The following is a 14,173-nucleotide window of genomic DNA, read 5'->3' as shown; positions in this document are numbered from 1 at the left end:
ATACCTATCGCGTGGCGCCTGCTGCGCGTCGCCCGCCGCGCGATGCCTGTCGAGCGGCGCCTATCGCGCCGCGCTTATCGTGCCGGGCGCAGATGCGTCACGTCACCGGCGGAGTAGTACTCGCCCGCGACGTTAATGCGGCCGTCCTCGCCAATGCCCTCGACGCGGCCGATGACATCGCCAGTCGGGGTCTCCAGCCGCACCTCCTGGTCAATGGATGAGCACACCGCGCGGTAATCCCGCATAAGCTGCGAATCCTGGTTCTCCCACTGCGTAATACGGCGGCGCAGGTTTTTCAGCACGGTAATGGCCAGCTCGGTGCGGTCGGTATCGCGGCCTTCCAGAGCCAACGAGGTGGCCTTTTCAATGGGCAATTCCTCGCGGGTGAGCGTGACATTAATGCCCATGCCTACGACCACGCGCGCGGAGGGCGCCTGCCCGCCGACGGCCTTATTTACCTCGGCTTTATTGACTTCTGCTTTGTTGACCTCAGCCTTGTTCAGCTCAGTCTTATTCAGTTCTGCTTTGTTAAGCTCGGTCTTCGGCGCGGACTTGAAGGCTTGGCCCACGGGACCGGCTTCCGCAAGGATGCCGCACAGCTTATTGCCATCGATATGCACATCATTCGGCCACTTCAGCACGGAGCCCTCGATGGAATCGGTCACGGCCAGGCCCGCAGCCAGCGGAAGCGTGCCCAAGTAGTCGAGGGAATCGGGCAAAAGCAGCACGGAAAAGATCACCTGGGATCCGGCCGGCGCCGTCCACGCCCGGCCGAGGCGGCCTTTGCCGGACAACTGCTCATCGGCAAGCAGCACGGTGCCATCGGTGACATTGGTGGCCTGCATCAGATCGGTATTGGTGGAACCGGTCTGATCCACAAAATCGATAGTAGTGAAATCCTCTGCCAGGGCAGTGCGGATGCGGTGCTTATCAAGTGCAGTCATAGATTCCAAGATACCGTCCGCCGGTGGTGCTAGTGTGTTGCGCATGGCAAAGGTCACTTTTGAAAAGGTAAATATCACTTACCCCGGCGCGGCGGCGCCCACCGTGAAGGAATTGGACCTAGAAATCGCTGACGGTGAGTTCCTCGTTTTGGTGGGTCCTTCTGGCTGCGGCAAGTCCACGACGCTGCGCGCGTTGGCCGGCCTTGAACCAACGTCTAGTGGCCGGATTTTAATCGATGATGCAGACGTCACGGGCCTTGAACCGGGTGATCGCGATATTGCGATGGTTTTTCAAAATTATGCGCTCTACCCACACCTTTCTGTGGAAGAAAACATGGGCTTTTCGCTCAAGCTGGCCAAGCTCCCCAAGGCTGAAATCAAGCAAAAGGTCCAGGATGCAGCAGAGATGCTGGGCTTGGCCGAATTTTTAAAGCGCAAGCCCAAGGACCTATCGGGCGGTCAGCGCCAGCGCGTTGCCATGGGCCGTGCCATTGTGCGCAATCCTAAGGCCTTCCTCATGGATGAGCCGCTCTCTAACCTGGATGCGAAGCTGCGCGTGCAAACCCGTACGGAACTCGCGGGCCTGCAACAGCGGCTTGGGACCACCACGGTCTACGTCACCCACGATCAGGTAGAGGCCATGACGCTGGGGCACCGGGTAGCGGTGCTGAAAGATGGCGAATTGCAGCAGGTTGCCCCACCGCGCGAGCTTTATGCGGAGCCAGCAAACGAATTCGTCGCCGGTTTTATTGGTTCGCCTGCGATGAATATCTTTGACCACAACGGCGAGCGCCTGGGCGTTCGGCCCGAAAACATGCACCTCAATGAGGGCGCAGAGGGCCTGCGCGGCACGGTAGACCTAGTTGAAGAATTGGGTTCCGAATCCTTTGTCTACGCCACGGTGGGTAGCGCACGGTTCGTGGCCCGCTGTGAAGGCACCCCGCCGCAGCGCGGTGACGAGGTTATATTGACCTTTGATGAAAGCGCTGCACACCGCTTCGATCCAGAAACTGGGCAACGCATCTCCACTTCCTAAATTACCCCCCATTTAGAGGTGAATAATCAAAATCTATTCTGCGCGCGGTGTTTGTAAATTATTTTTAAGGTACACCCAAGCTTTCTGAAAGGTGAATTCCTATGAAGAAGTACTTCATTCGCACCACAGTCGCCACCACGGCAGTACTGGCGTTGGCCGGCTGCTCCACGTCTGACGATGGTGCAGATAACGCGGATGGCTCCGCATCCGGTTCCGGTTCCGGCGCTGACTCACACGGCCCCATCACCTTTGCCATGGGCAAGAACGACACGGATAAGATCACTCCCATCATCGATAAATGGAATGAAGAAAATCCGGATGAAAAGGTCACGCTCAAGGAGCTCGCGGGCGAGGCCGATGCCCAGCGCGAAACCCTGGTGCAATCCCTCCAGGCCGGCAATGATGACTACGATGTCATGGCCCTCGACGTGGTCTGGACTGCGGAATTCGCCGCCAACCAGTGGCTCCAGCCGCTCGACGGAGACTTCGAGACCGATACCTCGGAGCTCTTGCCGGCCACCGTGGAATCGGCCACCTACAACGACGTGCTGTATGCGTTGCCGCAAAACACCAATGGCCAGCTCCTCTTCCGCAATACCGAGCTCGCGGACGCTACCCCAGAGAAATTCGCCGACCTCGAATCCGCCTGCAAGGCATTGGAAGACGGCAAGAAGTGCCTGACCACGCAGCTCAAACAGTACGAGGGCTTGGCTCTGAATACCGCCGGCTTCATGGAAGGCTGGGGCGGCTCGGTGCTTGACGATGCCGGCAATGCCACCGTCGACTCCAAGGAAGCCCAGGCAGGCCTGCAGGCCATGGTGGATGCGTATGAAGACGAAATCATCTCCAAGGACTCCACCGCCGCCACCGAAGAAGAGACAAACATGGCCTTTACCGAAGGCAAGACCGCCTTCGCAGTGAACTGGCCCTACATGTACACCAACGCCGTAGATGCCGGCATCGATGTCGAGGTCCAGGCACCGCTGGGCAAGGACGGCGTTGGCGTGTCCACCTTGGGCGGCTACAATAACGGCATCAACATCAATTCCAAGAACAAGGGCACCGCCTTAGACTTCATGAACTTCATCATTAATGAAGAAAACCAGAAGTCCTTGGCAGAGCAGTCCTTCCCGCCGGTTCTTTCCTCCATCTACGATGACCCGCAGCTGCAGGAGGAATTCCCCTACTTGCCAGCGCTGAAGGAATCCCTGGAAAACGCCGCACCGCGTCCGGTATCGCCGTTCTATTCCGCCATCTCTAAGGCCATTCAGGACAATGCTTACGCCGCGCTTACTGATGGCAAGTCCGTCGAGGATGCCACTTCCGATATGAAGGCGGCCATCGACTCTGCTTCGCAGGGCTAAAGATGCGCTTCCTACCCCTCGTATCCCGAGAGCAGGGAGCATGCTGAAAACTGAGAAATATATAGCGAACCGCTAGTACACAAATGGGTGAGGAAGGCGCATATGCCACTGCCTCACCCTTTGTGGTTTTCCCACCCTAGTTGGGGATAGAATCTAGCGCACTAGAAATCATTTGAATCAGAAAGGCGAGTTACCGTGGTCACCACTTCGCCGACGCAACAGACGCACCCACAATCGAAAAAGCCCAAGCGCGCCTCTAGTCCCGGCAGGTTTGCCAATTTCGGGCGGCCGGCCGCGCTGATCGCCCCGGCGCTCATCGTACTGGGCATTATCATCGGCTATCCCATCGTGCGCGCCGTCATCCTGTCTTTCCAAGGAAACCGGCAGCTCAACCCCAAAACGGGTCTCTTTGAAGAAGGCGGTTTCGCCGGCTTAGACAACTACCTGTACTGGATCAATAACCGCTGTGTTTCCGGTGCGGGTGAAATCACGACGTGCCCGCCCGGAGTTATTGCCACCGACTTTTGGCCTGCCGTAAAAATCACGCTGTTTTTCACCGTGGTCACGGTCGCCCTGGAGACCATTCTCGGCATGTTCATGGCCATCATCATGAACGGTGAGTACCGCGGTCGCGGCTTAGTGCGCGCCGCCGTACTTATCCCCTGGGCCATTCCTACCGCCGTGACGGCCAAGTTGTGGCAGTTCATGTTCGCCCCAGACGGCATAGTCAATTCCTTGCTGGGCGCGAATATCGCCTGGACCACGGACCCGTTTTATGCGCGCTTTGCCGTCATCATCGCAGACGTGTGGAAGACCGCGCCGTTTATGGCGCTTCTCATCCTGGCTGGCCTGCAGATGATCCCCAAGGATGTCTACGATGCCGCCCGCGTCGATGGCGCTAACCGCATCCAAACCTTTTTCCGCATCACCCTGCCGCTAGTGCGCCCAGCCCTGATGGTGGCCGTGCTCTTCCGCACCCTGGATGCGCTGCGCATGTATGACCTTCCCGTCATCATGATTTCGAGCTCCTCTAACTCCCCTACCGCCACCATTTCCCAGCTGGTGGTGGAAGATATGCGCCAAGGTAACTTCAATTCCGCCTCGGCGCTATCCACCCTGATCTTCTTGCTCATCTTCTTCGTTGCCTTCATCCTTATCCGCTTCCTCGGCGCGGATGTCTCCGGCAGAAAGGGTGCAAAATAATGCGTAAATTCGGACACTACGCGGGCATTATCTTCATCATGTTCTGGGGCCTTGCCCCCTTTTATTGGATGGTGGTCACCGCCCTGCGCAGCCAGGAATTCACCTTTGATACCACGCCTTGGCCCACGCATATCACGCTCGATAATTTCCGCGATGCCCTCGCGACGGATAAGGGCAATGACTTCCTCGGCGCGTTGGGCAATTCGCTGTTCATCTCGCTCGCGACCACCGCGGTAGCCGTCTTAGTCGGCGTATTTACCGCCTATGCGCTCTCCCGCTATGACTTTCCCGGCAAGGGCATCGTCACCGGCATCATCTTGGCGGCCTCCATGTTCCCCGCTATCGCGCTAGTTACCCCGCTCTTCCAACTCTTTGGCCGCTTGGAATGGATCGGCACCTACCGCGCGATGATCATCCCGAATATCTCTTTCGCCCTGCCACTGACGGTCTATACCCTGCTCAGCTTCTTCCGGCAGCTGCCGTGGGAGCTTGAGGAGGCCGCCCGCGTGGATGGCGCTTCACGTGCCCAGGCCTTCCGCCTCATCCTCCTGCCGCTGGCCGCGCCGGCACTCTTTACCACCGCGATCATCGCGTTTATCACCACGTGGAATGAATTCATGTTGGCCAAGCAGCTGTCCACGACGGGGACCGAGCCGGTCACAGTGGCCATCGCCCGTTTCTCTGGTCCCTCGGCCTTCGAGTACCCTTATGCCGCAACCATGGCGGCTGGTGCATTGGTGACCATTCCGCTTATCATCATGGTGCTCATTTTCCAGCACCGCATCGTCGCCGGGCTTACCGCAGGAGGTGTAAAGGCCTAATGCGCCGGTCCCTGCTGTGGGATTCGCTTCTCGGATTCCTCGGCTTCTTCGCGTGCCTTGCGGTCATCCAAGCCGTAGTGAACTTATTTGAAGACTCCCCCGCCGTATGGCCCGGCCTAGTAGCCGGTGTGCTGTGCGCACTGACGTACCTTGCGTGGCGGGTAAAAAGAAAGGATCTGCAATGAGCTGGTACCACAACGCCGTCTTTTATCAAGCCCTGGTGGGCTCGTTTAAGGACTCTGGCAATAACGAGGCCGAGAATAAGGGCATCGGTACGCTGCGCGGGGTCATCGACAAGCTGGATTACCTCCAGTGGCTGGGTGTGGACTGCCTCTGGCTCTCGCCGTTTTATGCCTCGCCGCTGCGCGATGACGGCTACGATATCGCCGATTATTATTCCATCCACCCCGATTACGGCACGATGGCGGACTTCGAGGAATTGGTTGAGGAATTGCACCGCCGCGATATGCGCATCATGACGGACCTAGCGCTCAACCACACCAGCTCTGATCACCCGTGGTTCCAGGCTTCGCGCTCCGATCCGGATGGCCCGTTCGGGGATTTCTACGTCTGGGGCGATGATCCCGAGCGCTACCCCGAAATTCGCGTCATCTTCACTGACGTTGAGACCTCCAACTGGACCTGGGACGAGGAGCGCCAGCAGTATTATTTCCACCGCTTCTACTCCCACCAGCCGGATCTCAATTACGATAACCCGGACGTGCAGGACGAGGTCTTTAATATTTTGTCCTTCTGGATGGACAAGGGCCTCGATGGCCTGCGCCTCGATGCCATCGCGTACCTCTTCGAACGTGATGAGCTCGGCGGCGAATCCCTGCCAGAGACAGTGGAATTCGTGGAAAAGATTCGCTCCTTTATGGATACCCACTATCCCGAGGCCGTTCTCATTGCGGAGGCCAACCAGCCGCCCAAGGAGACCATGGAGTTCTACGGCTCCGGCAACCGCTTCCACATGGTTTTCAACTTCCCGGTTATGCCGCGGCTCTACCAAGCGCTCGCGCTTGGCGATGCCACCCCCGTCTACGACATCCTCGACCAGCTACCGCCACTGCCCGAGGGCTGCCAGTGGGGTACCTTCCTGCGCAACCACGACGAGTTGACCTTGGAAATGGTCGACGATGACGTCCGCGAGCTGATGTATCAGACCTACCTGCCAGAGGAAGGCATGCGGGCACATGTGGGCATCGCCAGGCGGCTCATGCCGCTAATGGGTGGGGACCGCCGGAAGGTGGAGCTGATGTTTTCGCTGCTCATGACCCTGCCGGGTGCGCCATTTATTTATTATGGCGATGAAATCGGCATGCTCGATGACACCTCTTTGCCGGATCGCTATGCCGTTCGCACCCCTATGCAGTGGGACGATAGCGAGACCGCGGGCTTTAGCGCCCGCACCCCAGCGCGGCTGCCCATCGTCGGCGGCACGTCCGTTGAATCCCAGCTCAACGATGCCACTTCCCTGCTGCACAGCGTGCGCACCATGATTGCAGAGCGCCACGCGCACCCCGACCTGGGAACGGCACCCTGCGAGCCAGTGGAAACCGGTAAGGAAAGCGTACTGGGTTACCAGCGCGGCGACCTGTTGTGCCTGCACAATTTCAGCGACCGCTCCGTTGACCTAGGCCCGGTCGAGCTCGGGCCTTACGGGTATGCGTGGTTGCCGGCTTAAAGCGGCCGCCTTCGGCCCTGCATAGCCACTGCACAGCCAGCCATGCCGGTGGATGGGCCCGGCTTTGCCATTTGTGCATCCTCCACTGCGATAACTGAGCAAACCCGGCCCTCAGATATCGCAAATCTTCCTCAAATGTTGCAGAGGACCCTGCACTTTGGAGGATGCACTTCAGAGGATGCACTTCTAATAAGGCACCGTAGCTGCCAAAAAGAGCCCAGCTCCACACCCCATTCACAGGGCGCGGCTGGGCTCATTTTCTAATGAATTAGCTCCAGTCCGGAGCGTCTTCTAGGCGCAGCTCGGAATAGCGAGCCTCAGGGACAGTGGCAGAATATGGTTTTCCTACCGTTTCCCATACTTGATCTCGGTTACAGTGCACATCCTGGCCATCGGTATCCAGCATGGTAAAGCCCCACACCAACTTGCCTTGGGAATTTGCAGGCAAGGTGTATGGCCCAACTACCTGGTTAATCTTCCAGTGTTGTTCGCTTACATAGTTGAATCCGTAGGTCTTAGTCAGGATCTTGGCCAAATCTCCCTCTCCTTGCACGGAGCCGGAAACCTCAACGGTTTCCGTCCGCGCTTTGGATACGGTGTGTTTGACCGGCACCGGCTCAGCATTGTGGTTTGCCACGCTGGCGGCATCGGTTTGCTTGAACCAGCGGCGCTTCGCGGTGACGTAGGTGGAATTCTCCCCCGGCGTTGCGCAATGCGTGCCGGGCTTATAGTCATCGTTCCAGCGCTGGGGCAGTTCAAAGTCTCCGCCGAAGTCAGAGGCATGGGCCACTGGAACGGCCACCAAGCTCAGCGCTGCGATCGCACTAGCGATGGACTTCACCTTCAAGGTTTAACCCCAATCGTTGTTATCGCGGGTGGAGACCGCGACGTGGCGTTCCTTGGGCAGAGTTGCGGTAAATTTACCGCCATTGGCCTGCCAGGTGTGGTCGGAACCGCACACGGTCTTTTGTCCTTCGAAGTCAGAGACAACCCAGCCAGCCTTCAGCACGGCAGTCTTACCCGGAGCGATATCGTATGGGCCGACCTGCTCGCCTACCTCGTAGGTCTGGCTGGAGGTGTAGCTGGAGGAGAAGGTGAAGTGAATCAGATCCAACAGCTTGAAGTCCACACCAGCAGAAACGTCCCAAGACTTGGTCTTGGTTTCCTTGATGGAACGGGTCACTGGAAGCGGCTCATCGTTGTAGTTGGAAACGGTCCAGGTGCCGGCGGAACCGTCGAAATAGGTGCGCTTAATATCAACGGTCTGGCCGGTATCGCCAGGATTGGCGCAGCGCTCACCAATCGTGGTGGGGTTTGCAGGACCCAGGTCGCGCTGCGGCAATGCGTTGGCGGCTGGGGCAGCGAATACGCCGGTGGCAACGGCCAAAGCCGCGGTGGTGGACGCAATCTTGGAAATGCGCATGAGATGTACTCCTAGCAGGTAGTTAGTAGATGGTTTGGGTGGGTACGGGCAGATCGCGGTATTCGTCAGGGGTGACGTCTACGGTGCGGGTACTGCCGTCTTTGGAAGTGATTTTGGCTTCGGCCCAGAAACCGCTCGGGGCGGTGGTCTGTTTATAGTCCGAGGTGAGGTCGTACTTGCCGGATTTTCCGCAGTGCACCTCGCGATAGTTGATACGGGTCATGGTGGTGCCGTACTCCACGCGAACGCGCTCTCCGGGTGCAAGGTTGACGTGTTTGAGTTCAGTACCGACTGGCATGTAGGCACGCTTGATGGCGCCGACGGACTCGAGCCAGCCCTGCGGAATATCGCCCCTATTGCCTCGCCAATTGGTATATGGATCGTGCTGGGCGCCAACTACGAAGTCCGTTACTGGTGCGAATTCATAGTCGCCCTGAGACCAATTGAGGAAGTCGGTGGAATAACCGGGCTTGCGGAAGGTTGGCTTCACCGCGGTGATATCCAGCGGGTACCAAGAGTTATCGTTGGCCTCGCACTTTTCGTCTTCCTTGGGCCACGCAGGGTCGCGTTGGGGTTCGGCGGCTGGTTGCATGATCTCGTCTTTGTCAGGATCAGCAATCTTTTCCAAGCTGGGGCCGGAAACCGCGGTGTAGTTACCTTCGATGGGCTTAGAGTTAGTGCTGCCGGAACGAGACGGAATTTCCATTGCCAAGTCCGATACGGATCCATCGGCCTTGATGATGTAGGCAAAAGCATAGCGCTCTGCTGGGGCTTTACCGCGGATGACGTTGGCGCCGGGAATGTTTTCGAGGCGGTCATCATTGCAGCCGACGAACATGGAAATAAAGTCCTTTTCCACCACGCCGTATTCCACGCGGAAGGATTCACCCGGCTTCAGTTTAACGGGCCCGAAGGTTTCTTTGTCTCGCCAGCCATTGGCCATTTTTAGGCCAATATCGGATTTGGCGGTGGTGTCCCAACCAGAGGGCAATTTGGCCTTGGAGTTGGCATCAATTTCGTGGTTGGTGCCGGTTTCTACCTCGGCGGTGTACGGCACTTCTTGGTCGGTGGTGTTTTTGAATTGCAAGGTTCCGTCGCTCATGTAGCGACGGCCTGTTTCAGCAAACCGCCATTCGCGTTCGGTGTTATCTCCGGCGGCGCTGCAGCTTTTATAGAGGTTGGTAATGGGATATGCCTGTGGCATCGGGGGAATATCGCGCGCATGTGCCGCGGGCGCGAGAAGTGTCGCGATGGCAAGCGGCGCGACAAGTCGCAGTCCCTTTGAAATCACCAGAAGACCGTCCTTGTGGTTGTTTAAGGATACGAGAAAAAATTCATGAAGACACAGCTGATATTAAGTTCTTCGTTATAGCTCCTCAACAGTTACGGCTATCTTTCCTTTTGACATTTATCGTCGATACGGTGGGAAAACGTCCCTTACCGGTAAAGAAAGCCGCACATCACATTTCACCCTCACCCCTATAAAGGGGAGCTAATATTTCCTAATACCTGGCAGATACTCCGGTTGCGCTAATGCCTCACCGATAGCGCGCCGCCACCGACTCTATGACGATGCCCAAAGTGAGCAATTTCCGCATCTTTGGCCTTCCACTAGTAAACTCAGCGCCTATGACTGACCTGAAGACCACCGCTGGCAAGATTGAGGACCTGGACAACAAGCTCGCCGAGTCCCGCGTGCCGTTGGGGGAAGGCGAGCCAGCCGCCCGCACCCCGGCGCGGCTGCCCATCGTCGGCGGTACCTCCGTGGAATCCCAGCTCAACGATGCCACTTCCCTACTGCACAGCGTGCGCACCATGATTGCAGAGCGCCACGCGCACCCCGACCTGGGAACGGCACCCTGCGAGCCAGTGGAAACCGGTAAGGAAAACGTGCTGGGTTACCAGCGCGGCGACCTGTTGTGCCTGCACAATTTCAGCGACCGCTCCGTTGACCTAGGCCCCGTCGAGCTCGGACCTTACGGATACGCGTGGTTACCGGCTTAGCCTGTGGGTTCAAGGATTTTTAGTGCACCGTCCTCTTTAAGTAGGTGACGATCTGCTGGTTGACATTAAAGATAGCGAAGTGACACGCTTCACAACTCTACCGGTTTGTGGTTCACGCCTATAGTGATATAGTTACTTTATCGGCTATCAGGCCTGTAACTCGAAAGAGGCAAGAACCTGAAGCGGAATCCCAAGATTGGATACTCATCTAGTTAGGGACTCGGCTTGTTCACTCTTTCGGGTTTCTTTCGTCTTGGGATAACCACCAACCTAAAACGAAAGTGAGGGCATCATGGCTACGCAGATCCGTGATTATCCTAAACTTGCGCGAGACATTATCGAGGTAGTCGGGGGACCATCAAATATTTCTACCGCAACTCGATGTGCCACGCGTCTCCGCCTTGTCCTTAAACAAACCCCCGAGAATGCACATACTGACATCCAAGAATTCCCTGGGGTTATCACTACCGTAGAGAAGGGCGGCCAATTCCAAGTAGTGATCGGTAACCGCGTGGGAGAAGTCTACGAGGCTCTCGTAGACGAACTTGGAATCGATCCAAATGCTCAGGGCGATGAAGAAGACTCAAATAAACCAACCCTCTTAAACCGCATCATCGCAATGATGTCTGCGGTTTTTGCGCCTTTCATTTACGTACTTGCTGCAGCCGGATTGGTTCAAGGCGCGCTCATAATTATCAAGGCATTTGCACCTTCATTTGAGCAGTCTGGCACTTTTGAAGTTTTCTCGCTACTGTCTTGGGCTCCCTTCACGTTCCTGCCAATCTTGATTGCGATCACTGCATCCCAATTTTTCAAAACTAATACCTTTATTTCGGTGGCAGCTGTCGGTGCGCTGGTTTCTCCTTCGATGACCGACATCGCAACTCGAGTAGCCGAAGGTGAGCACCTAACCCTATTTGGTCTTGGGTTAAGTGAGACCACTTACACCTCAACTGTGCTTCCGCCGCTATTTATTGTCTGGGGTTTGTCCTATCTAGAGCGATTTTTCCGAGAGCGTCTTCCAGAAGTTGTAACTCAATTATTTACCCCGCTTCTTTGCCTCATCATCGCAGTTCCACTCACCATCCTGATAATCGGCCCTTTGTCTAACCAAGGAGCAATACTTATCGCGGATGGTTTCAATTGGTTAGTAGACATTGCACCACCTGTAGCGGCTGCAATCGTAGGTGGATTCTGGCAAGTCTTCGTCATCTTCGGAGTCCACTGGGGAGTTACGCCGATGGTTCTGGCAAACTTTGATCAGTACGGTTCCGACCCTTTCCAGGCCTTCCAAACCGCAGCAGTAATCGCACAAGTTGGCGCCGCTTTCGGCGTATTCCTCAAGACAAAAAGTGCTGAAATGAAGAAGGTGGCCGGTTCTGCTTCATTGACTGGTGTATTCGGTATTACTGAACCTGCAATTTATGGCGTAACTCTTCGACTCAAGAAACCATTCATCGTAGGTTGTATCGCTGGCGCTGCAGGTGCCATCGTAGTCTCCCTGTTCGATTCTCAACAATATGTTTATGCAGGCCTGCCTGGACCATTGACAATTCTCAATGCCTACGAACCAGGGACTAACTCCCTTTTGGGAGAAATTATTGGTTGCTCAATCGCTTTCATCGGTGCGGCAGTTGGTGTTTACACTCTTGGATTCAATGACGTACTAAAGGAAGTTCCGGAGGCAACACTCGCAGAAGAGAATCCAGACTCAGATGCCGCTGCAGCTGAGTACCACGAAGCTCTAAATGGAAAGACTGCCATCCATATTTCCAGCCCGGTCACAGGAACCGTGCTTAAGTTGAGCGAGGTTGACGATCCAGTATTTTCGCGAGGAACAATGGGAGAGGGAGTAGCTGTTGAGCCGACTGACAATAAAATCTACGCTCCTTTCGACGGAAAAATTGCTACTGTCCTCCCGTCTAAACACGCAATAGGAATCATTTCTAATGATGGTGTCGAAGTTCTAATCCATATTGGACTCGACACGGTAGCCCTAAAGGGAAAGCCGTTTACCAGCCATGTTCAGAAAGGCCAAACTGTAGAGGAAGGTGATTTACTCGTCGAATTTGATGCTGAAGCCATAACCGAATCGGGATACTCCCTAACTACACCCATAATTGTCACCAACACTAAGAGCTACGACGGAGTTGTAGTTCACCCATCTACTAGAACTACTCATGGTAATGAACTGATGTCAGCCGTTACCGAACAAGGAAACCGCGAGAGTAAAGGAGAAAAATAATATGAAGCCACAACTAAACCCAGACTTTTTGTGGGGCGGAGCAGTTGCTGCTCACCAATTTGAAGGCGGTTGGAACCAAGGAGGAAAAGGACCGTCGGTAGTAGACGTTCTCACAGCAGGCGAGCATGGCAAGGCGCGGCGAATCACGGAGAGTATCGAGCCGACTGAATTTTACCCAAACCACGAAGCCATCGACTTCTACGGACATTTTCGTGAAGACATTAAACTATTCGCCGATCTAGGACTGAAATGTTTTCGCACCTCAATAGCTTGGTCACGAATTTTCCCACAAGGCGACGAAGAGGAGCCTAATGAGGAGGGCTTGAAGTTCTACGACGAAGTTTTTGATGAACTTCTACAGTACGGAATCGAACCCGTCATCACACTAAGCCACTTCGAAATGCCTCTTCACCTGGCGCGAGAATACGGCGGATTCAGGAACCGCAAGCTCGTTGATTTTTTCGAAAAATTTGCACGCGTCTGTTTTGAACGCTACCAGCATAAAGTCAAGTACTGGATGACCTTTAACGAAATCAATAACCAAATGAACGCGGAAAATCCTTTGTTCCTTTGGACCAATTCGGGAGTAACAGTGAAAGAGGGTGAAAACCCCAAGCAGGTTTTATACCAGACGGCGCATAACTGCCTAGTCGCCTCTGCTCGTGCCGTCACGATTGGACATGAGATTAATAAGGATTTTCAAATCGGCGCCATGATCGCCATGGTTCCGGTGTATCCCTACAGCTGCAATCCTTCAGACATCATGGCTGCAGAAGTGGCTAATCGAGATAGATTTTTCTTCCCCGATGTGCAAATTAACGGGTACTACCCCTCATACGCACTAAAACAGTTTGAAAGAGAAGGAATTGATCCCAAGGTCCAAGAAGGTGACGAAGAGGTTCTTCGCAGTGGAACCGTAGATTACCTCGGAATCTCTTATTACATGTCGAATACGGTCAAACATGATGCTGTGACAGACCAGGGAAACAATGTGAACGGTGGTCTATCAAACTCGGTAGAAAATCCGTACCTCGATGTATCCGACTGGGGTTGGGCAATCGACCCACAAGGCCTTCGCTATTCCCTTAATACTTTGTACAACCGTTACCGAATCCCATTATTTATCGTAGAAAATGGATTCGGAGCTGTAGATAGCGTGGAGACAGACGGTGAAATTCATGATGCAGGAAGAATTGAGTATCTGCGGCAACATATTGCAGCTATGAAAGAGGCCGTGCTCGAGGACGGCGTCGCTCTTATGGGATACACCCCCTGGGGGATTATCGATCTAGTTTCTTTCACCACCGGTGAAATGAAAAAACGCTATGGCATGATCTACGTCGACCGAGATAATGAGGGAAATGGAACCATGAACAGATCCACAAAGGACTCTTACCATTGGTATCAGCGAGTCATTGAAAGCAACGGATCGGAAATCTAGCACTC

At 55.2% G+C, this 14,173-nt stretch carries 13 protein-coding genes; 9 read left to right on the top strand and 4 right to left on the bottom strand.

The genetic code is table 11. The features are described from left to right. Nucleotides 1–74: 74 nt before the first annotated feature. Nucleotides 75–944: a biotin--[acetyl-CoA-carboxylase] ligase gene (locus tag ACLI1T_RS02650; protein WP_411702961.1), complete on the bottom strand. Its 870-nt coding sequence runs from the start codon at nt 942–944 to the stop codon at nt 75–77. A 43-nt stretch (nt 945–987) separates the two neighbouring features. On the opposite strand from ACLI1T_RS02650, the gene ACLI1T_RS02645 reads away from it, so the two are divergent. From ACLI1T_RS02645 to ACLI1T_RS02620, 6 genes are all read left to right on the top strand, one after another. After that, nucleotides 988–1,980, top strand: a complete 993-nt coding sequence (locus ACLI1T_RS02645) for an ABC transporter ATP-binding protein (protein WP_411702960.1) — start codon at nt 988–990, stop codon at nt 1,978–1,980. A 101-nt stretch (nt 1,981–2,081) separates the two neighbouring features. After that, complete coding sequence (locus ACLI1T_RS02640; RefSeq protein WP_411702959.1) at nt 2,082–3,344, top strand: ABC transporter substrate-binding protein; 1,263 nt, start codon at nt 2,082–2,084, stop codon at nt 3,342–3,344. Between the two features lie 195 nt (nt 3,345–3,539). Beyond that, nucleotides 3,540–4,547, top strand: a complete 1,008-nt coding sequence (locus tag ACLI1T_RS02635) for a carbohydrate ABC transporter permease (RefSeq protein WP_411702958.1) — start codon at nt 3,540–3,542, stop codon at nt 4,545–4,547. Then, complete coding sequence (locus ACLI1T_RS02630) at nt 4,547–5,368, top strand: carbohydrate ABC transporter permease (protein WP_023016855.1); 822 nt, start codon at nt 4,547–4,549, stop codon at nt 5,366–5,368. Before ACLI1T_RS02635 ends, ACLI1T_RS02630 begins: the two co-directional genes overlap by 1 nt. Then, nucleotides 5,368–5,553, top strand: a complete 186-nt coding sequence (locus tag ACLI1T_RS02625; RefSeq protein ID WP_411702957.1) for a hypothetical protein — start codon at nt 5,368–5,370, stop codon at nt 5,551–5,553. Before ACLI1T_RS02630 ends, ACLI1T_RS02625 begins: the two co-directional genes overlap by 1 nt. Then, the gene (locus ACLI1T_RS02620) at nt 5,550–7,055 is read left to right on the top strand and encodes an alpha-amylase family protein (RefSeq protein WP_296090023.1); all 1,506 of its coding nucleotides are present in this window, start codon (nt 5,550–5,552) and stop codon (nt 7,053–7,055) included. Before ACLI1T_RS02625 ends, ACLI1T_RS02620 begins: the two co-directional genes overlap by 4 nt. Nucleotides 7,056–7,323: 268 nt before the next feature. Here ACLI1T_RS02620 and ACLI1T_RS02615 read toward each other — a convergent pair whose 3' ends face one another. From ACLI1T_RS02615 to ACLI1T_RS02605, 3 genes are read right to left on the bottom strand one after another with little or no spacing between them, the layout of a single operon-like run. Then, entirely contained in the window at nt 7,324–7,902 is a 579-nt protein-coding gene (locus tag ACLI1T_RS02615) for a hypothetical protein (protein WP_349852104.1), read from the bottom strand. 3 nt (nt 7,903–7,905) lie between these two features. Next, nucleotides 7,906–8,478, bottom strand: a complete 573-nt coding sequence (locus tag ACLI1T_RS02610; RefSeq protein ID WP_023025440.1) for a hypothetical protein — start codon at nt 8,476–8,478, stop codon at nt 7,906–7,908. Nucleotides 8,479–8,500: 22 nt separating this feature from the next. Beyond that, the gene (locus ACLI1T_RS02605; RefSeq protein ID WP_349852108.1) at nt 8,501–9,769 is read right to left on the bottom strand and encodes a hypothetical protein; all 1,269 of its coding nucleotides are present in this window, start codon (nt 9,767–9,769) and stop codon (nt 8,501–8,503) included. 338 nt (nt 9,770–10,107) lie between these two features. On the opposite strand from ACLI1T_RS02605, the gene ACLI1T_RS02600 reads away from it, so the two are divergent. From ACLI1T_RS02600 to ACLI1T_RS02590, 3 genes are all read left to right on the top strand, one after another. Continuing rightward, nucleotides 10,108–10,482 (top strand): DUF3459 domain-containing protein, encoded by a 375-nt coding sequence (locus tag ACLI1T_RS02600; protein WP_411702956.1) that lies wholly within the window; start codon nt 10,108–10,110, stop codon nt 10,480–10,482. Between the two features lie 292 nt (nt 10,483–10,774). Next, a complete protein-coding gene (locus ACLI1T_RS02595) occupies nt 10,775–12,727 on the top strand; it encodes a beta-glucoside-specific PTS transporter subunit IIABC (RefSeq protein WP_411702955.1) in 1,953 nt (650 codons plus the stop codon). A 1-nt stretch (nt 12,728) separates the two neighbouring features. After that, the gene (locus tag ACLI1T_RS02590) at nt 12,729–14,168 is read left to right on the top strand and encodes a 6-phospho-beta-glucosidase (protein ID WP_411702954.1); all 1,440 of its coding nucleotides are present in this window, start codon (nt 12,729–12,731) and stop codon (nt 14,166–14,168) included. Nucleotides 14,169–14,173 lie beyond the last annotated feature (5 nt).

Origin of the sequence: Corynebacterium tuingiense (genome assembly GCF_046718165.1) — a bacterium.
Taxonomy (GTDB): domain Bacteria; phylum Actinomycetota; class Actinomycetes; order Mycobacteriales; family Mycobacteriaceae; genus Corynebacterium.
Note: the sequence above shows the minus strand (reverse complement) of the source record. Positions and strands in the feature narration are given on the sequence as shown.

Bases quoted from the DNA above. Each gene is read 5' to 3' on its own strand.
- ACLI1T_RS02650 (WP_411702961.1), bottom strand. From the start codon at position 944: ATGACTGCACTTGATAAGCACCGCATCCGCACTGCCCTGGCAGAGGAT.
- ACLI1T_RS02645 (WP_411702960.1), top strand. From the start codon at position 988: ATGGCAAAGGTCACTTTTGAAAAGGTAAATATCACTTACCCCGGCGCG.
- ACLI1T_RS02640 (WP_411702959.1), top strand. From the start codon at position 2,082: ATGAAGAAGTACTTCATTCGCACCACAGTCGCCACCACGGCAGTACTG.
- ACLI1T_RS02630 (WP_023016855.1), top strand. From the start codon at position 4,547: ATGCGTAAATTCGGACACTACGCGGGCATTATCTTCATCATGTTCTGG.
- ACLI1T_RS02625 (WP_411702957.1), top strand. From the start codon at position 5,368: ATGCGCCGGTCCCTGCTGTGGGATTCGCTTCTCGGATTCCTCGGCTTC.
- ACLI1T_RS02620 (WP_296090023.1), top strand. From the start codon at position 5,550: ATGAGCTGGTACCACAACGCCGTCTTTTATCAAGCCCTGGTGGGCTCG.
- ACLI1T_RS02610 (WP_023025440.1), bottom strand. From the start codon at position 8,478: ATGCGCATTTCCAAGATTGCGTCCACCACCGCGGCTTTGGCCGTTGCC.
- ACLI1T_RS02600 (WP_411702956.1), top strand. From the start codon at position 10,108: ATGACTGACCTGAAGACCACCGCTGGCAAGATTGAGGACCTGGACAAC.
- ACLI1T_RS02595 (WP_411702955.1), top strand. From the start codon at position 10,775: ATGGCTACGCAGATCCGTGATTATCCTAAACTTGCGCGAGACATTATC.
- ACLI1T_RS02590 (WP_411702954.1), top strand. From the start codon at position 12,729: ATGAAGCCACAACTAAACCCAGACTTTTTGTGGGGCGGAGCAGTTGCT.